18 protein-coding genes are annotated in these 21764 nt (G+C 66.3%); 3 read left to right on the top strand and 15 right to left on the bottom strand.

The genetic code is table 11. The features are described from left to right. Nucleotides 1-97 precede the first annotated feature (97 nt). The 3 genes from ASE66_RS06855 to murI form a co-directional block, all read right to left on the bottom strand. On the bottom strand, nucleotides 98-751 hold the full coding sequence (locus tag ASE66_RS06855; RefSeq protein ID WP_156412053.1) for a hypothetical protein: 654 nt from the start codon (nucleotides 749-751) through the stop codon (nucleotides 98-100). 317 nt (nucleotides 752-1068) lie between these two features. Beyond that, complete coding sequence (gene rpsD, locus ASE66_RS06850; protein WP_057188869.1) at nucleotides 1069-1686, bottom strand: 30S ribosomal protein S4; 618 nt, start codon at nucleotides 1684-1686, stop codon at nucleotides 1069-1071. 265 nt (nucleotides 1687-1951) lie between these two features. After that, nucleotides 1952-2809, bottom strand: a complete 858-nt coding sequence (gene murI, locus ASE66_RS06845; protein ID WP_057188868.1) for a glutamate racemase — start codon at nucleotides 2807-2809, stop codon at nucleotides 1952-1954. Nucleotides 2810-2957: 148 nt separating this feature from the next. On the opposite strand from murI, the gene ASE66_RS06840 reads away from it, so the two are divergent. Beyond that, the gene (locus ASE66_RS06840) at nucleotides 2958-3884 is read left to right on the top strand and encodes a helix-turn-helix domain-containing GNAT family N-acetyltransferase (RefSeq protein ID WP_057188867.1); all 927 of its coding nucleotides are present in this window, start codon (nucleotides 2958-2960) and stop codon (nucleotides 3882-3884) included. A 27-nt stretch (nucleotides 3885-3911) separates the two neighbouring features. On the opposite strand, the gene ASE66_RS06835 is transcribed toward ASE66_RS06840, so the two are convergent. From ASE66_RS06835 to ASE66_RS06800, 8 genes are all read right to left on the bottom strand, one after another. Then, on the bottom strand, nucleotides 3912-4379 hold the full coding sequence (locus ASE66_RS06835) for a DUF805 domain-containing protein (protein ID WP_057188866.1): 468 nt from the start codon (nucleotides 4377-4379) through the stop codon (nucleotides 3912-3914). Further along, nucleotides 4376-5386 carry a hypothetical protein gene (locus tag ASE66_RS06830; protein WP_156412052.1) on the bottom strand — a complete coding sequence of 337 codons (1011 nt, stop codon included), beginning with the start codon at nucleotides 5384-5386 and terminating at the stop codon, nucleotides 4376-4378. Before ASE66_RS06830 ends, ASE66_RS06835 begins: the two co-directional genes overlap by 4 nt. 179 nt (nucleotides 5387-5565) lie before the next feature. After that, on the bottom strand, nucleotides 5566-6252 hold the full coding sequence (locus tag ASE66_RS06825; RefSeq protein ID WP_057188864.1) for an ABC transporter permease: 687 nt from the start codon (nucleotides 6250-6252) through the stop codon (nucleotides 5566-5568). Nucleotide 6253: 1 nt separating this feature from the next. Next, nucleotides 6254-6934 (bottom strand): ABC transporter permease, encoded by a 681-nt coding sequence (locus ASE66_RS06820; RefSeq protein ID WP_057188863.1) that lies wholly within the window; start codon nucleotides 6932-6934, stop codon nucleotides 6254-6256. Nucleotides 6935-6947: 13 nt separating this feature from the next. Next, nucleotides 6948-7550: a hypothetical protein gene (locus ASE66_RS06815; RefSeq protein WP_057188862.1), complete on the bottom strand. Its 603-nt coding sequence runs from the start codon at nucleotides 7548-7550 to the stop codon at nucleotides 6948-6950. 74 nt (nucleotides 7551-7624) lie between these two features. Continuing rightward, on the bottom strand, nucleotides 7625-8395 hold the full coding sequence (locus ASE66_RS06810) for a transporter substrate-binding domain-containing protein (RefSeq protein WP_057188861.1): 771 nt from the start codon (nucleotides 8393-8395) through the stop codon (nucleotides 7625-7627). Between the two features lie 100 nt (nucleotides 8396-8495). Continuing rightward, entirely contained in the window at nucleotides 8496-9167 is a 672-nt protein-coding gene (locus ASE66_RS06805) for a helix-turn-helix domain-containing protein (protein WP_057188860.1), read from the bottom strand. Between the two features lie 175 nt (nucleotides 9168-9342). Next, nucleotides 9343-10635, bottom strand: a complete 1293-nt coding sequence (locus ASE66_RS06800) for a flavin monoamine oxidase family protein (protein WP_057188859.1) — start codon at nucleotides 10633-10635, stop codon at nucleotides 9343-9345. Between the two features lie 379 nt (nucleotides 10636-11014). On the opposite strand from ASE66_RS06800, the gene ASE66_RS06795 reads away from it, so the two are divergent. Then, entirely contained in the window at nucleotides 11015-13282 is a 2268-nt protein-coding gene (locus ASE66_RS06795) for a TonB-dependent hemoglobin/transferrin/lactoferrin family receptor (protein WP_057188858.1), read from the top strand. 248 nt (nucleotides 13283-13530) lie between these two features. Beyond that, the gene (locus ASE66_RS06790) at nucleotides 13531-16095 is read left to right on the top strand and encodes an autotransporter domain-containing protein (protein WP_082613260.1); all 2565 of its coding nucleotides are present in this window, start codon (nucleotides 13531-13533) and stop codon (nucleotides 16093-16095) included. Nucleotides 16096-16176: 81 nt separating this feature from the next. On the opposite strand, the gene ASE66_RS06785 is transcribed toward ASE66_RS06790, so the two are convergent. The 4 genes from ASE66_RS06785 to ASE66_RS06770 all read right to left on the bottom strand — a co-directional run bounded on the left by ASE66_RS06785 (nucleotide 16177) and on the right by ASE66_RS06770 (nucleotide 21655). Next, complete coding sequence (locus ASE66_RS06785; RefSeq protein WP_057188856.1) at nucleotides 16177-17979, bottom strand: mechanosensitive ion channel family protein; 1803 nt, start codon at nucleotides 17977-17979, stop codon at nucleotides 16177-16179. Nucleotides 17980-18228: 249 nt separating this feature from the next. After that, nucleotides 18229-18456 carry a hypothetical protein gene (locus tag ASE66_RS06780; protein WP_156412051.1) on the bottom strand — a complete coding sequence of 76 codons (228 nt, stop codon included), beginning with the start codon at nucleotides 18454-18456 and terminating at the stop codon, nucleotides 18229-18231. Nucleotides 18457-18594: 138 nt separating this feature from the next. Further along, nucleotides 18595-19398 carry an RNA methyltransferase gene (locus ASE66_RS06775; RefSeq protein WP_057188854.1) on the bottom strand — a complete coding sequence of 268 codons (804 nt, stop codon included), beginning with the start codon at nucleotides 19396-19398 and terminating at the stop codon, nucleotides 18595-18597. 73 nt (nucleotides 19399-19471) lie between these two features. Further along, nucleotides 19472-21655, bottom strand: coding sequence for a methyl-accepting chemotaxis protein (locus tag ASE66_RS06770; RefSeq protein ID WP_057188853.1), 2184 nt, complete (start codon nucleotides 21653-21655; stop codon nucleotides 19472-19474). Nucleotides 21656-21764: the final 109 nt, after the last annotated feature.

Genomic DNA, 21764 nt, shown 5'->3' with positions numbered 1-21764 from the left:
GACGCCAACTGTCACGGGGGGCTAGTAAGGCAATCCGTTCCCTCCCAGCGCCTGCACGATATCCCTAGACTTCTTCACGCGCCTCAAAGCGCCCCCGTCAATGCCGCGCCCCCTCCGCGCCCTTCATCTCCACCTCAAACTCCAGCAACTGCCCGAATAGCGGCCCATTGCGGAAATCCTCATCGAACCCCCGGCCGGAGTGCCTCTTCTGCTTCCGGCTCTCCAAAAGCCCCAGCCATGCGAGCGGTCGCAAGACGCGCGACACCATGGCGTATTCGGGGAGGTCGGGCCTCTGTACCTGGTCGAGCGTGTCCATGATCGTGCAGGACTCCATCAGGCTCCCCGCACTGGACCAGTCATGTGCTGCTACCGAGAGGCTCCAGAGGATCACGCCCATGTGGTGCTGCGGCCAGAACTCGATCGGGTTCCTGTCGAAGTCCTGAAGGTTCACCTTCCAGAACACGGCTTCGAACATTTCAGCTAGCAGCGCAGGGGCGGCTTCGGGTGCCAACAGCGCCTTGCTTGCCTTGGTCGCCTTCAGGACTCCTGAGCGCTTCCGCAGCAGCCCTGCAGCTTGCAGCACGATCCTTGTGAAAAGGACCCCATAGGCGTCGTCTTCGTTGATGACCTTGTTCATTTCCAGCGTGGTGGCCTTGTCGTGGCCCGGCCATTCCGTCTGGTCGAAGACGTGCCAGACATCGACACGTTTCAGGGCTCCGGCAGGCGTGAGCACGAGACCGCCCTTTGCCACGGCAAGCTCCAGCAGGAGCCTCGCAGCGCGGACCATAGGGACCTGGAGGGCGGCCCCGACGGGAACGTTGAAGGGTGTGAGGCGAAGCGCCAGCGGAACCCTGCCGGGCGGCTCCAGGAGCCCCTTGAGCGAACCCGGCTGAAGATGCGTCCATGCGGGAGGGATGGAGGTCACGTTGGGAGCGTAGGCGGGCCGGAGCGCAGGCTCAACTGCCAGTCTGGTAAAAGCCTGTGCGCCCAACGAAAAAGGCGGCCCTTGCGGGCCGCCCTTTCCATGAATCCTGCCAGAGGCTTGCGCGCTCCGGCTGATATCTCAGATCAACGCGAGTAGAACTCGATGACCAGGTTCGGCTCCATCTGCACCGCATAGGGCACGTCCGACAGGGTCGGGGTGCGGGTGTAGGTGGCCGAAGACTTGGTGTGGTCGGCGTCGATGTAGTCAGGCACGTCGCGCTCGGCGAGGGCAGCGGACTCGATCACAATGGCGAGCTGGCGCGAGCTCTCCTTGATCGCGATCACGTCGCCGGGCTTCACCTGATAGGAGGCGATGTTGACGCGCTTGCCGTTCACGGTGATGTGGCCGTGGTTGACGAACTGGCGGGCGGCGAAGACGGTCGGGACGAACTTGGCGCGGTAGATCACCGCGTCGAGACGACGCTCGAGCAGGCCGACCAGGTTCTCGCCCGAATCGCCCTTGAGGCGGATCGCCTCGGCGTAGTAGCGGCGGAACTGCTTCTCGGAGATCGAGCCGTAATAGCCCTTCAGCTTCTGCTTGGCGCGCAGCTGGGTGCCGAAGTCGGACGGCTTGCCCTTGCGGCGCTGGCCGTGCTGGCCGGGGCCGTATTCGCGGCGGTTGACCGGGGACTTCGGACGACCCCAGATGTTCTGACCGAGGCGGCGGTCAATCTTGTACTTCGCCTCATGGCGCTTCGACATATCGCGTGTCCTCTATGGTTCGCGAGTTGAGGACCGCGCCCTCCTGTCCCCGTCTCCGGGGTGACAGATCCGACTCGAGAAGACGAGCGGATCACGGGTGCGGAAAAAAGCCACGCGGCCCCGTGAGGAGCCGCGCGACGCCGGCTTACAAGCACTGCTGGCGGTAAAAGTCAAACCCCGTGCTCGTCATTCTCGGGCGAAAGCGAAGCGCAGACCCGAGAATCTCGTTCGGGAAATGCTCGGGTCAAGCCCGAGCATGACGACGTTAGATTGGCAGCGGCTCGGTCTCGATCCGCGCCAGGCCGAAGCCGGCGAGAGCGATATGCGCCGGGCCGGAGAGGCGCGTGCCGTCGGTGAAGACGGCGACGGTCGAGGCGGGCTCCGGGCGGAACCGGGCCGGCCCGAGCAATTGTGCCGTTCGCCTGGCGATCGCCGGGGCTGGGTCGATCCAGGCCACCGGCCAGGGCGCGAGCCGCTGCAGGCGGGGCAGCAGCAGCGGATAATGGGTGCAGGCGAGCGTCACCACATCGGTGCGCCTGCCGTCGCGGGTGACGAAACAGGGCGCGATCTCGGCGGCGATCCCGGCATCATCGACAGGCTCGCCCTTCAGCGCCGCTTCCGCCAGGCCGGCGAGGCGGGTCGCTCCGACCAGGGTGACCTCGCAACCGGCGGCATAGCGCTCGACCAGGTCGTGCGTGTAGTCGCGGGCGACTGTGCCGGGTGTCGCCAGCACCGAGATCAGCCCGCTGCGGGTGCGCTCCGCCGCCGGCTTCACCGCCGGGACGGTGCCGACGAAGGGGATGGCGAAGCGGGCGCGCAGCGCCGGCAGCACCAGTGTCGAGGCGGTGTTGCAGGCGATGACGACGAGATCAGGATGGAAGCGCTCGACCAGGCGCTCCATCACCGCGAGCACGCGCACGACCAGCGCCTGCTCGTCGAGGCGGCCATAGGGGAAGGCGGCGTCGTCGGCGGCGTAGACGATGTCGGCGTCCGGGCGCTGGCGCATGACCTCGCGCAGCACGGTCAAGCCGCCGAGGCCGGAATCGAAGGCGAGGATGGTCGGGATTCGCAAGGGCAGCACCGGCGCGGCATAGCCGGCTCCGGCGAGAAGATCGACCCGCATCGCACTCATATCCATCGCGTCCGCCAAGCCCTCGATTGGGCGCCTGCCCGGTTAAGGAGCGGTGAATCGGTGGCTTCCAGCGATGGGATAATTTAGTTGACTCTGTCCATTAATTGATGATTCTCGCGGCCAGTTGAGGAGCTCGGCCATGTCCGCCATCGACACGCCTGCCATCGCGGCGATCCGCCGTTTCGGCCGCTTCCATACCCGCTTCATCGGGGCGCTGGGCGACGACCTGCACGGCTCCGGCTTCGGGCTGACCGAGGGCCGCGTGCTCTACGAATTGGCGCAACGCGACGGCTGGCGGGCCGGCGAGCTGGCGCGCGAGCTTGGGCTCGACCCGGCCTATCTCTCGCGCCTGCTGAAGCGCTTCAGCGACCTCGGCTGGCTGGAGCGGGCGCGGGCGGTGGGCGACGGCCGGGCCTATGAGCTGAAGCTGACGAAGGCTGGCCACACTGCCTTCGCGCCGCTCGACGAGGCCTCGCGCCGGCAGGCCGACACGATCCTGTCGCGCCTGGCGGGCGGCGAGCAAGCGAGCCTCGTCTCCGCGCTGGAGCGGGCGCAGACGCTATTGTCGGGCGCCGCCAGCCCGCAGCCTGCGGTGACGATCCGCGAGCACCGCCCCGGCGATATCGGCTGGGTGATCTCGGCTCACGCCCGGCTCTATGCGGAGGTCTATGGCTGGGACATCAGCTTCGAGGCGCTGGTCGCCGAGATCGCAGCGAAATTCCTGCGCGAGTTCAAGCCGGGGCAGGAGCGCTGCTTCATCGCGGAGCTCGACGGCGCGCCGGCCGGCTCGGCCTTCGTCGTGCGCGAGAGCGGGGAGGTGGCGAAGCTCCGGCTCGTGCTGGTCGAGACGCGGGCACAAGGGCTCGGCCTCGGCAAGCGCCTGGTGCAGGAGGCGATCGCCTTCGCCCGCGCCGCCGGCTATCGCCGGATGGTGCTGTGGACCAACGACATCCTGCACGCCGCCCGTGCCATCTACGTCGCCGAGGGCTTCAGACTGGTGGCGGAGGAGAAGCACCATTCCTTCGGGAAGGATCTGGTCGGGCAGAACTGGGAGCGCGATCTCTAAATCAGAAGTGAGAGACGGATTCACCGATCAGGTTAGTTCAACCTGATCGGATCCGGCTTTCGCGCTCGGCCAGACCAGCAGCCAGAGATAGGCGACGGTCGAGAGAATAAGGTAGGGCGGCGTCATCGTCTCGGACGGTGCCGGGAGGCGCATCGTGATCAGATCGGGCAATACGAAGAACTCGAGCAGCTCGAGACCGATCAGCGCTGCGATGATCGGCAGGACGGGGAAGCCCATGTCTCTTAGGCGTTGCGCCGAGAGCGCCATCACCGCCCAGTAGAACAGCAGCGTGAGGACGGCGTTGGGGATAGGTTCGACAAAGAACAACGGGCCCGGCACGTCCGCCAATGTCAGTCCGAAGGCCTCGGCGCCCAGAACCATCAAGCCCATGAAGACGACGACCGCCGCGACGCAGCGCAGTACATAAGCCAGTCGGGCGAGGCGCCCGTCGAAGCGCCAGAAGCCGGCGAGGAAGGCCGTCACCGCGGGCGTCATTGTACCGAGGTCAGTGCTGCCCGCTGGAAATCGGCGCGGCGCTGCTGGTGCAGTAAGCCGTCTCCCGTCGTCACCACCGAGAACATCACGAAGCCGCCCTGCTTGCGCGGCAGCACGTAGAATTCGGAATAGCGGGCATCGCCGCCATTCTCGCAGGAGGAGAAGCCGCGCAGCACGCTGGCGCCCTCGACCGTGTCGGTGGTCCGGCCCGAAGCGAATCGGCCCTGGCAGCCGCGCGCATCGGCGGCGGAGACCGCGGCGGCGACGTCGACATCCTTCTGGTTCGGGTTGGCCAGCACCCGCACGAGGCCGGTCGCGCCCTTCGCTTGCCAGCCGGCGCCGTTGCTGCCGATGCCGGACGGCGCTTCCGGGCCGCTCAGCACCTTCGGCTCGGGCAATTGCGCCTTGAGCAGGAAATTGGTCGCGAGCGTCACCGCCTCGAGCTGGATCGCCGGGTCGGCCGTGGCGGCGGTCGTGCCGCTGCCGCCTTGCGCGGGCGCCGGCGTGCCGGGCGCGACCTTCAGGTTGGCGTTGGTCTTCACGCAGTCGAGCAGCGCCGGCATGAGTTCGGCGGTCGCGGTCAGTCGGAAGGTGTAGCGCGCGCCGAGCATGTTGGCTTCGAGGAATTCGGCGCCGCGGAAAGCGCGGACGATGTTGGAATTCGCCGGCATGGTCACGACGACGAGCTGTGGCTGCACTGCCTTGGCGTTGATGCGGACGATGTCGTTGCGGTCGAAGACCATCTCCATCGGTACGTCGGTGCCGGGCTTCAGCCCCCAGGCCCGGTTGGAGAAGCCGAGATTCCAGCCATAGCTGCCGTTGAGCGAGGCGTGCATGGTGACGCCGCTCTTGTAGCTTGCCGACACGGCGCAGTGCGAGAAGTCGCCGGTCTGGTTGTTGGTGAAGGCGCCGCCGGCCCAGTTGCCGACCGAGAATTTCGCATAGGGTCCGGCGGCGAGCACCGGTGAGGCCAGCAGGACGCCGGCGAGAATGAGCGTCGGGCGCATCATCAGGCTCCGCATCGATCCCCAGCGCCGCCATGGTGGCAAAGACTGGGCGGGTCGGGCAAGCCTTGTGCGCGATTGAGCGGGTCTTGCGTGATTCCCGGCGCGCTCGGAAATGCTCTGTCTCTTGGTTTTCACGCAATTTCGGACGCAAAACGCTACGCACTTTTGCTGGAATTGCTTTAGTGCTGGCCCTCGACAGCGAGCGCGTTTTCCAGCTGCCTCAGCCCGTAGGACAGCGAATAGGTCAGCACGAAGTAGATGATGCCTGCCGCGATGAAGACCTCGTAGGGAGCGTATGTCTGCGAGGCGGCCAGCCTTGCCGCGCCCGTGACGTCCAGCAGTGTGATCGTGCTCGCCAGAGAGGTTGCCTTGACGGTGAGGATGACCTCGTTGCTGTAGGCTGGAAGCGCGGCACGGACGGCAAGCGGGACCACGACCGTCTGCAAGGTCCGCGCCCGCGAGAGGCCGAGCGCGCGTGCCGCTTCGACGAGCCCGCGCGGCACGGCGCGCATCGCGCCGGCGAGCAGCTCGCCGGTATAGGCCGAGCCGTTGAGGGACAGGGCGATGATCAGGCACCAGAACGGATCGCGCAGGACCGGCCACAGGATCGAGCTGCGGACGGCCGGGAACTGCCCCAGGCCATAATAGACCAGGAAGACCTGGATGATGGCCGGAACGCCGCGGAAGAACAGGATATAGAGTTTCGACGCGCGGCTGAGCGCAGGCGACGTCGCATTCCGGGCGAAGGCCACTGGCAGGGCCAGGAGAAGGCCGAAAAGCAGGATCAGCAGCGACAGCTTGATCGACAGGACCACGCCGCCGAGCAGGTCTGGGAAGACGGATCGAATGATGCCGAGGTCGAGCATATCAGGCTCCGCCCGCATATTTTCTGGCGGACCGCGCTTCGGCATGGTGGAGCAGGAGCGTCCCGGTCGCGGTCAGGACGAGGTAGATAGCGGCGGCGCCGGCGAAGACCGTGAACGGTTCGCGGGTCGCGCCGGAGACGACGCTGGCCGCTCGGGCAAGCTCCTCGAGCCCGATGACCGAGACCAGGGAGGTTTGCTTCAGCAGGATCAGGCTTTGATTGCCGAAGGCCGGCAGGGCGAGCCGCCAGGCCTGCGGCAGGATGATCAGCAGGAACGCTGCGACGGTGCTCAGCCCCAGCACGTGGCCGGCCTCGTGCTGGCCTTTGGGGACCTTGCCGATCGCGCCGCGGAAGATCTCGCTGGCATACGCGCCGAACACGAAGCCCAGCGCCGTGGCGCCGGCGGCGAATTCGCTGACCTCGACATAGCGGCCGGCGAGCTTCGTCAAGGCGATGGTCCCGCCGAAATACAGGATATAGATGATGATCAGGTCGGGAATGCCCCTGACGACCGCGGTGTAGCAGCCGCCGACGGCGCGCAAGGCACGGTGCCGCGACAGCTTCGCACTGGCGCCGGCGATCCCCAGCACGGTGCCGATCGCGAGGGCGCAGAGCGTCAGCGAGACGGTGACGAGGGCTCCCCAGAGGAGCTGCAGTCCATAGCCCGAGGCCAGCAAGGTCATCTTGCGCCTCGATTCAAGCGGTTTGCGGCGCGGAACGCTTCAGCAGCTCCGCGATGGGGCTGCTGCGGCAAGCCTGCACGCCTTCCCGATAGGTGCGCTCTCGGCCGTAGACGATCCAGGCATCGTCAGGGGAGCCGATGACTTCGTCGATGCGCAGCCGATCGGCATGGCGCGCGGCATATTCGAGATAGACCAGGCCAGAGTCGATACGGCCCTCCAGGAGAGCGTCCAGGATGTAGGGTATCGACGCGATCGGCTTGAGCTCGCTCCAGCGCGAGACGTCCACATAGGAGGAGGTCGCCGGGTAGATCAGCCCGAGCGTGTGCGGCCGGTCGATGTCGACGCGGGTCAGGATCGCGAGATCCTTGCTCGGCGAGATGAAGGTGTCGCAGACGAAGATGTCGCGGAAATTCAGTCCCAACGTCCTCGGCGTGTCCGGATGCACTGCGCATTGGACGATGTAGTCGACCTCTCCACGCCTCACGAGATCGACGGCCTGATCGAAGTCGTCGACCAGCTTGATCTGCGCGTCGTCGAGCCCGTGGAAGGCGATGTAACGTCGCGTGACGAGTTCGTGGTTGGTGCCGCCCGGGCCGAGCGTGGCGAATACGATCATGAGAGCACTCTTGTGGTTTGCGAGCGGCCTCCCCGAAAGCGGTGCCGGGGGAGGCCGCCGATCACATCGGCAGGTCACATCAGCTTGAAGGGAAAATACTTCGCCGTGATGCGGTCATAGGTTCCGTCGGCCATGATCGCGGCCAGCGCGGCGTTCAGGTCGGCAAGGAGCTTGGTGTCTTCCTTGCGCAGGGCGATGCCGTTGCCGTCGCCCAGGAGGCCGCCCTTGAACTCGGGGCCGGCAAGCTCGAAGGCAGCGGCCTCGGGCCGCTTGAGCAAGCCGACGAAGGAGGTGATCTTGTTGGCGAAGAGCAGGTCGATCCGTTCCGAGAGAAGATCGAGCTCGACATCGGTCGGCTTGTCGAAGACGACGATCTCGGCCTTGGGGAAGGTCTTGATCAGGAAATCATGCTGGATCGAGCCGCGCTGGACGCCGATGCGCTTTCCGGCCAGGCCCTGGGGCGTGAAGTCCTTGACCGTTCCCTTCTTGATGACGAATTGCGAGATGGTGTCCTTGTACCGATCGGTGAAGGCGACCTGCTGCTTGCGCTTCTCGGTGATGCCCATGCTGGCGACGATGAAGTCGTATTTCCTGGCGAGGAGGCTGGGGATGATGCCGTCCCAATCCTGCGCGATGATCTCGCAGGATGCCTTCATCCTCTCGCAGAGCGCATTGGCGACATCGACGTCCCAGCCGACCAGCTTGCCGGACACATCCTTGTAGTTCCACGGCGGATAGGTGCCTTCCGTCGCGATCTTGTACTTGGTCTCGGCGTCAGCCGGTGCGGCGGCAAGGCTCGCGGCGAGCAGGACGAGCGCGGTGTGCATCAATGTCTTGAGCGTCATGGCGGACCCCTCTGGCGTGAAACGCAGGGTGCATCGTTCGCCTGCCCAGAGAGCAAATCAACTGCAACAATTCATATTTTCCTGCTGTTCAAAAATGCTATTATAATCTTAGGTTTACTATAACAATGATAAACCTTATCGGCGATTCAACGATCCTTATTGGGCCGTGGATGGTTGTTCCTTCAAACATTATCGAGTCGCCGGGAGCGAGTATGATGTTCTTGGTTCCGTAGCGATACTCCATCTTTCCATTCAGGATGTGCAGGAACTCTGTTCCCGTATGCTGGAAGGAGGCATCGAGCTCTGCATCCTGCTCGATGGTCACCAGATAAGGCTCGACGAAGGTTTCGCCCGAGAGCAGGTGTCCCAGCAGTTCGTAGCTCTGTCCCTTCCTGCGGCCCTGGCGCTGGACCATCACGCCGCGGCCGGCATAGACGATCGAGAGGTCGCTGCGCTGGCCGTGTCCGGAGAACAGCCGGGCGATCGGCACCTTGAGCGCCTGGGCGATGGCGGCCAGGGTTTCGAGCGAGGCCGATGCGGTGCCAGCCTCTATCTTCGAGATCATGCCGTTCGAGATGCCCGAGATCGAGGCCAGTTGCGTCGCGGTCAGATCGAGTGCGCGGCGCAGGTGACGCACCTCACGGCCGATCGAACCCGCCAGCTCGGCGTTGCCCGCACCACCTTGTGCCGGCGAGGCTGTCGCTCTCCTCTGCCGTGGCGTCATCGTGGTCAGCGTCGAGCGGCGGATCCGCTTGGGCACGTATTTCTGCATGGCTGCGCGCCTCCGAGCGCAAGGCCTGGTCGTGGCCTGCTCCTCACCGCGATCGGGCGCGGCATCTCCCGGCCCTCCGATGCCCGAAGATGCCGTTGAGCGAGCCAAGGCTTCGCATGTTCCCGACGGGATGACGATCCGCGAAATGCCCGGCCGATCCGGCCGGATCGACGGGTTACGCCTTGAGGCGCGCCACCGCGGCGGCGGCCGTGCGGCCGGCAAGGGTCGCGCCGCCCGCGGTCATGGCGCCGCCGCCGGCGGTCGCCTCGCCGGCGAGCCAGAGTTTGCCGCCGACAGGCTCGGCGAGGATGTCGCGCGCGCCGGCATGGCCCGGCAGGCAGACGGAGTAAGAGCCGTGCGAGAACGGATCGACCCACCAGGCCGGGAAGGAGACCGGGCCGGCCGCCTTGCGGAACTCACCGCCGATCATCGCGGCGAGCAGGTCGACGACCTGCTCGCGCGCCGCATCGGGGCCTGCGGTCGAGAGGGCGCGGGCGAAATCGCCGCCGCAATAGCCGATGACGATGTCCTGGTCGCCGGGGAAGAGCTCGAAGCTGATCAGCCGCTCCGCCGCGCCGGCCTCGAAATAGGTCGTGCCCGGCATGATGCCGAAGCGATCGCCCTCGACCTTGAGCGCGATCTTGGTGAGCGCGCCCATGCCGATGCCGGCGAGCGCGTCGCGCGTGCGGGCAGGGAGGTCCGGCGTGAAGCGGATCGCGCCGGCCTTCAGCACGCCGACCGGCACGGTGACGATGCAGGCTCGGGCCCGCAGTGTTCCCGCAGCGGTGGTGACGGCGACGCGCGAGCCGCTCCAGTCGATCGCCGTGACCGGCTGGTTCAGGCGGATGTCGAGGCCTTCGGCATAGCGGGTGACGAGATTGCCGTAGCCGCTCGGCACGACATAGTCCTCGCCCGCCCAGAGGCGCTGATAGTCGCGCGCCGAGATGCGCGCCGATTCCTCGCCGATCGAGAGCAGCATGCCGGAGGCCGCGACCGGGGCGAGATCCGGGCTGAGATCGCTCAGCACCTCGGCGACCGAGAGATCGCGAGCGTCGAGGTCGGCATTGTCGAGCCGCCGGTCGATCTCGCCGAAGGCGCCGCGGCGGCGGGCGCGATCGCCGGCGGGCATGGGCTTGCCGCTCTGGAAGAGCTGGAAGCCGCCGCCCCAGCTCTCGTTCGGGGTCGCCACGGCAAGCTCGCGAGCGATCTCGGTCCACGGGTTGCGCTCGGCCCAGTGGATGAACATCGCGCCGGCATCATAGGCCGGGCCGAGCGAGGAATCGGTGAAGGTCCGGCCGCCGAGTCGGCCGCGCCCTTCGAACACGACAGCGGAACGGCCCGCGGCCTGGAGCTGCTTTGCCGCGGCGATGCCGGCGGCGCCGGCGCCGATCACGATGACGTCGGGTTCGGCGGCGCGAACGGGCAGGGGCCGGCCGGCAAGGCTTGCTGCCAGCGCGCCTGACCCCATCAGCCATCTCCGGCGGTCGAGCATGAAGAACGGTCCATATCTGCGGCCGGTCCATGATGGCAGCCGCGTTTTGCGCTGCAATACACGACTGCGAGTGCGGCGGGAGCAGGGCCATCACAGCTTTGCGAGGCCAGCGGCGTGCCTGTTTCGCGGAGAAGATGGTCTTCAGTTTAGACGAATGAAAAGCTTAGTTTGAAATTCCAATAAGTAAGTAATGTATCACGCAATCGAGAGTCTATTGACAGTTAAATTCAGTTTTAATAACCGCTGATGGTGAAAGTAAGGCGCAAGGCCTAGTTTTCATGCATTATAAAAAGCAATTCGACTTGGCAAGCCACTTTGGCAAGGCGAATTCTTTCTCAGCGACAGGATGCGGGCGATGAGGACGAATTGCAGCGGGCTGCGCCATGGCGTGGCGCTTGGAGCCTTGATGCTGGCGGTCACGCCGGCTCTGGCGCAGCAGCAACGCAACCCCGCTCCACCTGCGGCCACCGAACAGGTGCAGCTCGACCAGATCAACGTGCAGGGCGAGCGGCAGGCGGCGCCGCTGCTGCAGGGGCCGACGACGACGACCACCACGCGCGCCGAGCTCGACCGGCTGCAGATTCAGAGCCTGACCGACCTGTCGAACCGGGTCGAGGCCGGCATCACCTTCAATCGGCAGAATGGCTCGCTCAACATTCGCGGCCTTGACGGGGCGCGCGTGCTGACGACGATCGACGGCATCCGCCAGCCCTTCCTGATCGATACCCGTCTCGGCCGCGCCGGCACCAATGCCTTCGATTTCGATTCGTTGTCCTCGCTCGACCTGCTGCGCGGCGGCAGCGGCGGCGCGACACTCGGCGCCGGCGCGCTGGGCGGTGCGCTCGCGGTCCGTACGCTTGATCCCGAGGATCTGATCCGCAGCGGGCGCTCCTTTGGGGCGCTCGCCAAGACAGGCTATGACAGCACGGACCAGGCCTGGTTCGGCAGTGCGGCGGCGGCGGCGCGCATGGGCGGCACCTCCGTCCTGCTGCAAGGCAGTTTCCGCAACGGCCATGAGATCGACAGCGGCGGCACGAACAAGTCGATCGGCGCGACCCGTACCGCGCCGAACCCGGCCGACTTCAACCAGTACAGCTTCCTCGGCAAGATCTACCAGCAGGTCGGCGAAGCCCATCGCTTCGGTCTCACCGGCGAGTTCTTCAAGCGTGAAGATCGGGTCCAGACCCGGACCAGCACTGTGTCGCTGACCGGCAATTTCCGCCCTGGCGCGTATCAGACCGGCGAGGATGTCGAGCGCAACCGCGTTTCGCTGACCTATGACTACAAGCAGCCCGGCGGCCTCTTCGTCGACGAGGCGCATGCCAATCTCTACTGGCAGCGCCTGAAGCGCAACGACCTGGTCAACGCCTGGCGTTTCACCAGCATTGTCGGGCCCTATGCTCGCGACAACGAGAATGAGGAAACCGCCTACGGCTTCAACGGCCATGTGATCAAGAACCTGCAGACCGGCGCGCTCTCGCATCGCATCCTGCTCGGCACCGAACTGCGGATGTCCTCGTTGAATCAGTATTCGTCCGGCATCGACAATTGCCCGCAGCGGCCGGCATCCGGTTCGTTCACGGGAGCGCTTGCCACCTGCAACAACCTGTTCACCAACCAGGCTGACCAGCCTGATGTCGACGGACGGCTCGTCGGCATCTATGTCCAGGACGAGATCGGCCTGCTCGACAACCGCCTGCGCGTCACGCCGGGCGTGCGCTTCGATTGGTATGAGGAGAAGCCGCAGGCGACTCCGGCCTATTCGCTCGGCGGCTCGCGCCCCGTCGGCCTGCCGCCGTCTTCGAACGACTCCGCTTGGTCACCGCGCATCCGGCTGGAATACGATATCCTGAAGAATGCGCCCTGGGTGAAGGACGTCACCGTCTTCGCGCAATGGGCCAAGAGCTTCCGGGCGCCGACCGCGGACGAGCTCTATGGCCGCTTCGGCGGGCCGAGCACCTATCTGCGCGCCGGCAATCCGCTCCTGCGACCGGAAGAGGGCAATGGCATCGACGTCGGCGTGCGCTTCGGCGACAAGCAACTCGGCGGTTCGATCACCTATTTCCACACCAACTATCGCAACTACATCGAGCAGATCCAGCTTCAGGCTCCGGGCGTCGGCGGCTTGTATCCCCAGGGCGGCATCGTCAGCCTCCGCAATATCCCGCGCGCCGAGATTCAGGGCGTCGAGGCCAACGGGCAATACGCTTTCGCGCCGAACTGGCTGGTGCGCGGCTCGTTCGCCTATACTCGCGGCCGCAACAAGACCGACAACATCTTCCTGAACTCGATCCCGCCGATCCAGGGCATCGTCGCCGTAGCCTACGGCACGGATCGCTGGGGCGCCGAGGTCTCGGCCAAGATGGCCGGCAAGCGCGATGATGTCTCGACCGTCCAGGCCGGCACCGGCTTCAAGGCGCCGGGCTATGCGATCTTCAACGCGACGGCCTGGTGGCGTCCGGCACCGGAGATCGCAGATGTCGAGCTGCAGGTCGGCGTCTACAACATCTTCGACCGCAAGTATTTCGATGCAGCCAACGTGCCGCTCGCTCGCCCGCAGGCGCGGGACTACTACAGCGAGCCCGGCCGGACGGTGAAGGCGACGCTCAAGTACCAGTTCTGATCGCCAAGGTTTCGAGACTGACTTCAGCCGGCCCTCACGGGCCGGCTTTTTTGTTGCGCGAGGCCGGGATGGGGCGGAGGCCGGTTTGGAGCCGGGCGCAAGCGTCTCGACACTGCCTTGCACCCAGCGCATTCCCCGATGCGGTTTTTGCCTCAGGTCTTAACATTCCCTTAGCAGCCCGACTCTAGTCATGGTTGTGTGCCGCCCGAAACTCGCAAGGGCGCGCTGGCTATGTAGGGGATAAGCCGATGACCGCCGGAGTGTGCCGTTCCTCTGTCAATCTCGGTGTATTGCTCCGGACCGTCAGCCTAAGCACGCTGACGCTCGCGGCCTGGGCCGCTTCGCCGGCCTCGGCCGCGACCTATTTCGTCAGCACTGACGGCCAGTTGCGCGCCGCCATGACCGCGGCGAACGGCGACGGCGATCCGAGCTCGACGATCGTAATGACCGCCAGTTTCCCCTCAGGCTCCGCCAGTTTTCCAACTGCGACGAAGCCAATCACGATCGACACCCAGGGGTTCACCCTCTTCGGCGCCCCCAACGGCGGCACCTTCATCACGGGCGCCGGAGCCGTCAGGACGCTGGTGGGCACATTCCGAGGCTCCGACGGCGGAACGTCGGCAGCGGCTCTTGCCGTTCGCACCGGGGCGTCGGTGACGAACATGGGCCTCGTTCAGGGCGGAACGACCGGTACAGGAAACGGAGGACCAGGCGTCGACCTTGGCGGACCGGGAGCCGCTGCCGCGCTGACGAATCACGGTGTTATTCGCGGCGGGACGGGAATACTCGGCGGCTATGGCATATCGGTGCGCAATGTCGCCGGACAGATCATCAACACCGGCACGATCGAGGGCGGCGATGGCTCCATCGCGATTCAAGCCATTGGAACCGGTACCAATCTCAACATCGTCAACAGCGGCACCATCCGGGCCGGCGCCGGGCAGAGCATCGCCATTCAAGTGGTTCAGGGTTTTTTTGGCGTGATCGATCTGGAGCTTCGAGCGGGCTCGCAGATCATCGGCGATGTCTTGGCCAATGCGGCAAGAAGCGCCAACGTCCTCCGCCTTGGCGGGGCCGACAACTGGGTGCTCGATGGCGGCATCGGCAGCACCTCGCAGTACCGCAATTTCAACCGTCTGGAGAAGACGGGCGCGAGCACCTGGACCATTGCCGGCAGCGGCGATTTCGCGGGCACGACCAACGTCAACGAGGGTGCGCTGATCGTGAACGGCTCGCTCGCCGACTCGGCGGTGACGGTCGCGTCGGGCGCGCGGCTCGGCGGCTCGGGCACGGTCGGGGCGACGACGCTCGCCTCGGGCAGCCGGATCACGCCCGGCAATTCGATCGGCACGCTCACCGTCAATGGCGCATATGTCCAGAATGCCGGGGCGGTCTACGAGGTCGAGATCGATCCGGGCACGGTCACCTCCGACCGCATCGACGTGAAGGGCACCGCGACGCTGGCCAATGGCGCGACGATCGCGGTCGTCAACTCTACCGGCGCGGCCTATGTCGCCGGCCAGCGCTACACCATCCTGACCTCGACCGGGCTGACCGGCAGCTATGGCAACGCCGACCTTGCGCTGACGCCCTTCCTCAGCCTGCGCAACGGCACCGATGCGTCGAATGCTTATCTGACAGTGGTCCGGACGGGCACTGCTGGCGGCATCGGCGGTACCGGCAACGAGCAGGAGGTCGGCAAGGCGGTCGACAGCCTGCCGGACGGCAATTCGATCCAGAGCGGTGTCTACAACCAGGCGAGTCTCGATGCGGCGCGCCGGGCGCTCGGACAGCTCGCCGGCGAAATCCATGCCTCGGCCCGCACCGTGCTGGTCGACGAGAGCTGGCTCCTGCGCGCGGCGGTCAACGACCGGTTGCGCTCGGCCTTCGGCGCGGTCGGCTCCGCCCCGATGGCGACGCTGAGCTATGGCTTCACCGCCGATCTCGCGCCGCGCATTCAAGGGGCGATGCCCAGGCCGCCTTCGGCCGAACGTTTCGCCGTCTGGGGCCAGGGTTACGGTTCGTGGGGCCGTACCGGCAGCGACGGCAATGCCGCCAGCCTCTCCCGCTCGACCGGGGGCCTGCTCGTCGGTGCCGATGCCGCGGTGTTCGAGAACCTGCGCCTCGGCGTCGTCGCCGGCTACAGCCGGACCCAGTTCGACGTGAACGGCCGGCTCTCCTCCGGCGAGAGCGACAACTACCATCTCGGCCTCTATGGCGGCGGGCAATGGGGTGCGCTGAACCTGCGCACCGGCCTGAGCTACACTTGGCACGACCTCTCGACCCGGCGCGGCATCGTCGCGGCCGGGCTCGGCGACACCTTGCGCGCCGATTATGATGCCGGCACGGCTCAGGCCTTCGGCGAGTTCGGCTACCGCATCGACATCGGACAGGTGGCGTTCGAGCCTTTCGCCGGCCTCGCCTATGTCGTCCTGCACCGCGACGGCTTCTCGGAGCGCGGCGGCGCCGCGGCGCTTTCCTCCGGCAGCGACGACACCGGCCTCGGCTATGCGACGCTCGGCCTGCGCGCCGCGACGGCGACCCGCCTGCAGGGCATGGATTTGACGCTGCGCGGCGGCCTCGGCTGGCGCCATGCCTTCGGCGATGTCGATCCGAAGACGACGCTCGCCTTCGCCGGCGGCAACCCGTTCAGCATCTCCGGCCTGCCGATCGCCAGGGATTCCGCTTTGGTCGAGGCCGGGCTCGATTTTGCGCTCGGCGCCAACACCACGCTCGGAGCCTCCTACACCGCCCAACTCGCCGAAGAGGCGCAGGATCACGCCTTCAAGGCGAGCCTGGCTGTGAGGTTCTGAGGGACACACGAAAAGCAAGCGCCCCGCTAAGGTCGCAAGCGGCCATTTGCTGTCCGCCCTATGCCTTGAGATCGCTGAACTTCAGCCACCCATCTGCGGCACGTGAAGCGGCTTGGGCACCAGTTTGATATCGTTCTCGGCCAGCGTGGTCCGCACCTTGGAGAGGATCGCCTTGCGGATCTGGAATTGCCGTCCGGCCCGGGCCTTGTACTTGCCGCGGATCACCAGGGTGCCTTCCTCGAGCGCGGCAATGCCCTGGCTCTTGAACGGCTCAAGGAGATCGGCGTTCAGTTCCGGATCGGCCGCGACCTCCTGCCCGATTTTCTTGAACAATTTTCGAACGGCTTCGACATCGGTGTCCAAAGCCACCCGGAACAGCATTTTTTCGACGACCCATTCGCGGCTGAAGTTCTGGATCTTCCCGATCTGCCCGAAAGGGATCGTCGCAACCGGGCCGCGCGGATGCCTCAAGGAGACAGAGCGCAACGAGATTCTCTCGACGGTGCCCTTGGCCCCCGAGGTCTCGATGTACTCGCCGTGGCGGAAGGCATCATCGACGAGGAAGAACAGACCCGCCACCACGTCCTTCACCAGGGTCTGGGAGCCGAGACCGATCGCCAGACCGAAGATCGAGAGGCCGGTGATCAACGGCCAGACATTGATGCCCAGCATGACCAGGATGGTGAGCGCCCCCAGCGTCAGAAGCGCGGCCTTGGTGAGGCCCACGAGCAGCGGGCCGACAGTGGTCAGCCGCGTGCCGATCACGGCGGTGGTGACATGGGGATCGCCCGACGCATGAGGTCTGATGCGCGCGGTCATGATCGCCACCCAGTTCCAACAGAAGGCGATGACCAGCACGAGCATCAGGATCTCGGCTGCTTTCAGCACGACGGTGCCACGCGGAATACCGGCGACGTCCAGAATGGGCAGGAGCCAGAGCATCGCCAATACCGCGAGGATCGATGAGGCGACCACGATGCGGAACGTCCGCCACAGCGCGCCGGTCAGTTCGCCTCCCTGCGATCGAGCCGCCTGCCAGCCGCGTCTTTCGATGGCGACGTCGAGATGGGGGGCGGCGAGAGCCAGAAGAAGCGAAATCAGCAGAAATCCGCCCCGCGTCGGCCTTCCGATCGTCAGATCCAGCTGGATGAAGACAAAAGCGAGTATCACGATCGCGACCACGATCCAGGGCCAGATTGCGGCCAGCTTCCGGCGCAGCGATCCTGCCCTGCTGCCGAACGACAGAGCCCTCGTGACCAGCCCGCGATGACGCAGATACGCCGCTGCGACCAGAACCGTAAACGGCAAAGACACCGCGAATGTTGCGAAGAGATCGCGTAGCGGATCGGCCGCATTCCATACGCGCAGACAGGCCAACACCACCAGGCCGCCGGAGGCGATTCCGATCGCGACGGCGAGATCACGCCGCCAAGGCGAGAAGATCGACCTGCGACCTGTGGTCAACGGGAAACATATCATTGTCGCCACAGCCGAGATCACGACGCAGTTCAGCAAGGCGCGGCGGAGCATTGGATCGGGGATGAGGCTCAGCAGCAGGACCCAGAACGTCAGCACCACGAGCAGGGCAGCCGCGAACCAGGCCGCCGCGGATAGAAGTGGCCGAGCCATGAATCTGGTCGTGATGGAACGGCCCGCCGCTGCCGTAGCAGCGATGGCAAAGAGGCAAATCGCTATGACGCTGAGCGCGAGCAACGCGGGACGATAACCGACGGCTTCCAGCCCTTTGATGAAATCATGCCACGCCTCACCGGAAGAGAGCCACCCCGAGAATCTCGTCGCCAGACCGTTCTCGATCAGCATGGAGAAACGATGGAGCATCGCGGTTGCAGCCTCGAGCTCGTCGGTCCGTAAGTCGGCAGCCATGGTCTCAGTCTCTTGTGGGAGTCGACGACATAGCCCGTCCGCGCCAAACGATTGGTGAATCCGGAGAACGTTTGGCCCGCGTCACAGACAAAACTATCGTTGCGACAGCCCGATCCGGCATTGAGCCAGACTCCTCCCAGCAGAGGCGACCGCCTGTCTTGCCATTTCGCGACAATCGCGCTTGGCAATTGGTCGAGACGGCCAGGCATCTGCCTCCTCCCGATGTCTTCGAGACGAGCGCCATCCCGCTCAGCCGGCGAGGACGATCCGCATCCGGGTCATCCCGTCCTCTTGCGCCAGGGTGAGCTCGCCCTTGTGCGCCCGCTCCATCTCTGCCGCGATGGCGAGAGCGAGGCCCGAACCGTGCGAGGCTGTGCCCTTGGCGAGGGGCTGGACGAGCTCTGCCAGTGGGCCGGTAAAGCTGTCGCGCCGTACTGAGCACGGTCTTCGCCAGGGCGTTGAGGTCGACCGGGGCAAGCGCCGCCGCATCGGCCCCGCTGGCGGCGCTGATCGGGCCGAGCTTCGCTCGCCCAGGATGACGAGGGTGCTTCCCCATGAAGTCAGCACGCTCTGGCGCCGCCGCAGGTTCTGCGGCGGCGCAGTCGTTTGGTGCCGTCAGGCTTTCGGCTCGACGTTCCGGCCGGCCTTCGGTCCCTCTGCCAGCGACTTGAACACGCCGCGCAGGGTGCGCGCCTCCTGCTCGGTCATGTCGAGACGGTGCAGGATGTCGCGCAGATTGGCGGTCATGACCGGCTTCTTGCCGGGCGGGAAGAAGCCGCAGCGCTCGAGCTCGCCCTCGAGATAGTCGAACATCGAGAGCACAGTTGCCCGGCTCGCCGGCGGCGAGGGGTTGTTCTCGCGGAAGGGCGGCTCGCCGCCGCTGGCCTTCAGCCATTCATAGCCGCAGAGCAGGACCGCCTGCGCCAGGTTGAGCGAGGCGAAGGCGGGATTGACCGGGAAGGTCAGGATCGCGTCGGCGAAACTGATCTCCTCATTGGTCAAACCGATGCGCTCACGCCCGAACAGGATGCCGACCCGTTCATCCGAGGCGATGCGCTCGCTGAGGTTCGGCATCGCCTCGGCGGGGGTGAAGACCCGCTTCATCTGGCCGCGCTCGCGCGCCGTCGTTGCCAGCACATGGTTGAGATCGGCGATCGCCGCGGCGGCATCGGGAAAGAGCCGGGCATTGTCGAGGATATGGGTGGCGCCGGAGGCGGCCGCCGTCGCGCCCTTCTTGAGGCCACCGCCGCTCGGCCAGCCATCGCGCGGCGCGACGAGGCGCAGCTCGGACAGGCCGAAATTCGCCATGGCGCGCGCGCACATGCCGATATTCTCGGCGAGCTGCGGTTCGACGAGGATGACGATGGGAGCTTGCGCCGTGAGGGGCGGGCGGGTGCGGTCGGTGCCGGAACCGGTCATGTGAAGGCTGTGTCCTGAAAGAGGCCGCAGCCATGCGCCGGCTGCGCCGCTCCCGTCAACCGCTCGGCGGTGATCAGGCGCGGCGGCGCTCGTGCCTGAGATCGACGGCGTGGCCGGGCTGGGCGCCATCATGCGTCCGGAAGGCCGCGACCAGGCCGTTCAGCCGCTCGATCTGCTGCGCCAGCGCCGTGGCGGAGGCGGCGCTCTGCTCGGCCAACGCGGCGTTCGCTTGGGTCATCTCGTCCATATGGGCGATGGTCTGGCTCATCTCGTCGATGCCGCTGGCCTGCTCGGACGATGCCGAGGAGACCTCGGTCACCGTGGTCGCGACGCGCTGCGAGGCCTCGACGATCTGGCCCAGCACCGCGCCGGCCGAGCGCACCAGCTCGACACCGTCGCCGACCTGCGTGTTCGAAGCCTTGATCAGCGCCGAGATGCTCTTGGCCGCCTCGCTCGAGCGCTGGGCGAGCGTGCGCACTTCCGAGGCGACGACGGCAAAGCCCCTGCCGGCATCGCCGGCGCGGGCGGCTTCGACGGCGGCGTTGAGCGCCAGCAGATTGGTCTGGAAGGCGATCTCGTCGATCACCGAGGTAATGTCGGAGATCTTGCGCGAGGCGTCCTCGATGCGGCTCATCGCCTGGACCGCATCGTCGACGATAGCGCCGCCCTTGCGGGCGATGCCGCTCGCCTCCTGCGACAGCTTGGCGGCCTGGCGCGAGGCGTCGGCCGCGGCCTTGACCGAGGCGGCGAGCTCCTCGGTGGTCGCGGCGCTTTCCTCCAGCGAGGAGGCTTGCTCCTCGGTACGCTTCGAGAGGTCGTCGGCGCCGCTGGTGATCTCGCGGCCGGCGGTCGCGACCTCGACGGAGGTCGCCTTGATCGCGTCGACGGTCGCGGCCAGGCGCTCGATCGCGCTGTTGAAATCCTGCTTCAGCGTCTCGTAGTCCTGCGCGACGGCATCCTCGATCCGCACGGTGAGGTCGCCCTGCGAAAGGCGGGCGAGTGCGTCCGCCAACAAGCCGACGACCTGGCGCTGCTCGGCAAGCAGGGAGCCTTGCGTGGCGGCAGCTTCCTCGCGCTGGTGTGCGATGGCAAGATTCTGGCGCTCGGCCTCGGCACGCCCCTCGCTGGTCTCGGCCTCGAGCCGTTGCACGGCGAGCCCGTTCTCCTTGAAGACCTGCACGGCCTGCGCCATCTGGCCGATCTCGTCGCGGCGGAAGAGGCCGGCGATCGCGACCTCGTAGTCCCCGGCGGCGAGCCTGAGCATGGCGTCGCGCAGGCGGCGCAGGGGCAGGGCGGTGGTGCGCCCGACGATGAAGGCGGCAATCAGGCCGAGCACGAGCGCGGCAACGATGGTTCCCAGAATGATCGCCTGCGTGCGGGCCTGCGCCTCGGCGAGGCGGGCGCCGGCCTCAGCCTCCTCCGTGGCGAGCCGGGTTTCGAGCTCCTGCAGCGGCGGGGCGATCAGGTCGAACTCGCCCGAGAGTTTTTCACCCGCGAGCATGAAATCCTTCTCGGCCTTGCTCCAGGCGGGAACGATCTCGGCATAGGTCTTGAAGGCCGGGTCGATCTCGGCCCTGGCCTCGGCCGGGATGCCCTGGCGGCCGAGCGCGCGCTCGAAGCGGCCCTGCTCGACCTCCCACTGGCCGAGCAGGCTCTCGTCGAGCGAAAGACGATAGGCGGCATCGATCCGGCGCAAAGCCGCGAGGATGCCGGGGAGGCGCGCAAGGTCGGGCGAATCGGATCCCATGCTGTGCGAACGCACCTTGGTCTCCAGGGCTTCGGCGGCGTCTTCCAGCCTGGCGGCGAGGCCTTCCGGAGCGGCGGAGCGCAAGGCGAGCTGCATCGCGCTGATCGTGGTGAAGTCGGCTTCGATCGCCTTCATCGGCGCTTCGAGCGCGGCGATGCTGTCGCGCACGCGGCCGGCTCCAGCGGCGCTGCCAAGACGCGCAATCGCCTGCTTCAGCGATTCAAGGCCGGCTCTGAAGTCATTGATATCCGTGGTTTCCTGGCGGAAGCGGACATCGCGACTGGCGGCCTTCAGCGCGAAGCTCGCGGCACGCACCTCGCGTGAGCGGGCGGCGAGCGTGGAGTAAGCTTTGGAGTCCTCGAAGGCGGCTGTGAGTTGGCCGCTGCCCGTCCAGGATGCGGCGCCGATCAGCACGAGGCCAAGGACGAAGACGACGCTGACCAGTGCGATCCGGAGCTGGATCGTCAGGCGCGAGGCGGCCGAGCGCGAGCTTGCAGTAGACAAAGCCATGACCCTCTCACCTGCCGGAATCGGGCGAGAGCCTGCCAAATCATGCTTAAGGTTCCGCTAAACGCAGTGCGGGCACGGCCCCAAGGCCGTGCCCGCTTCCTGTCTGCGG

Origin of the sequence: Allobosea sp. Root483D1 (genome assembly GCF_001429505.1) — a bacterium.
GTDB lineage: Bacteria > Pseudomonadota > Alphaproteobacteria > Rhizobiales > Beijerinckiaceae > Allobosea.
The sequence above is the reverse complement of the archived record's forward strand: the minus strand, read 5'-3'. Positions and strand labels throughout refer to the sequence as shown.

Bases quoted from the DNA above. Each gene is read 5' to 3' on its own strand.
- rpsD (WP_057188869.1), bottom strand. From the start codon at position 1,686: ATGTCGAAGCGCCATGAGGCGAAGTACAAGATTGACCGCCGCCTCGGT.
- murI (WP_057188868.1), bottom strand. From the start codon at position 2,809: ATGCGGGTCGATCTTCTCGCCGGAGCCGGCTATGCCGCGCCGGTGCTG.
- ASE66_RS06840 (WP_057188867.1), top strand. From the start codon at position 2,958: ATGTCCGCCATCGACACGCCTGCCATCGCGGCGATCCGCCGTTTCGGC.
- ASE66_RS06835 (WP_057188866.1), bottom strand. From the start codon at position 4,379: ATGACGCCCGCGGTGACGGCCTTCCTCGCCGGCTTCTGGCGCTTCGAC.
- ASE66_RS06830 (WP_156412052.1), bottom strand. From the start codon at position 5,386: ATGCGCCCGACGCTCATTCTCGCCGGCGTCCTGCTGGCCTCACCGGTG.
- ASE66_RS06825 (WP_057188864.1), bottom strand. From the start codon at position 6,252: ATGCTCGACCTCGGCATCATTCGATCCGTCTTCCCAGACCTGCTCGGC.
- ASE66_RS06820 (WP_057188863.1), bottom strand. From the start codon at position 6,934: ATGACCTTGCTGGCCTCGGGCTATGGACTGCAGCTCCTCTGGGGAGCC.
- ASE66_RS06815 (WP_057188862.1), bottom strand. From the start codon at position 7,550: ATGATCGTATTCGCCACGCTCGGCCCGGGCGGCACCAACCACGAACTC.
- ASE66_RS06810 (WP_057188861.1), bottom strand. From the start codon at position 8,395: ATGACGCTCAAGACATTGATGCACACCGCGCTCGTCCTGCTCGCCGCG.
- ASE66_RS06805 (WP_057188860.1), bottom strand. From the start codon at position 9,167: ATGCAGAAATACGTGCCCAAGCGGATCCGCCGCTCGACGCTGACCACG.
- ASE66_RS06800 (WP_057188859.1), bottom strand. From the start codon at position 10,635: ATGGGGTCAGGCGCGCTGGCAGCAAGCCTTGCCGGCCGGCCCCTGCCC.
- ASE66_RS06795 (WP_057188858.1), top strand. From the start codon at position 11,015: ATGAGGACGAATTGCAGCGGGCTGCGCCATGGCGTGGCGCTTGGAGCC.
- ASE66_RS06790 (WP_082613260.1), top strand. From the start codon at position 13,531: ATGACCGCCGGAGTGTGCCGTTCCTCTGTCAATCTCGGTGTATTGCTC.
- ASE66_RS06785 (WP_057188856.1), bottom strand. From the start codon at position 17,979: ATGGCTGCCGACTTACGGACCGACGAGCTCGAGGCTGCAACCGCGATG.
- ASE66_RS06775 (WP_057188854.1), bottom strand. From the start codon at position 19,398: ATGACCGGTTCCGGCACCGACCGCACCCGCCCGCCCCTCACGGCGCAA.
- ASE66_RS06770 (WP_057188853.1), bottom strand. From the start codon at position 21,655: ATGGCTTTGTCTACTGCAAGCTCGCGCTCGGCCGCCTCGCGCCTGACG.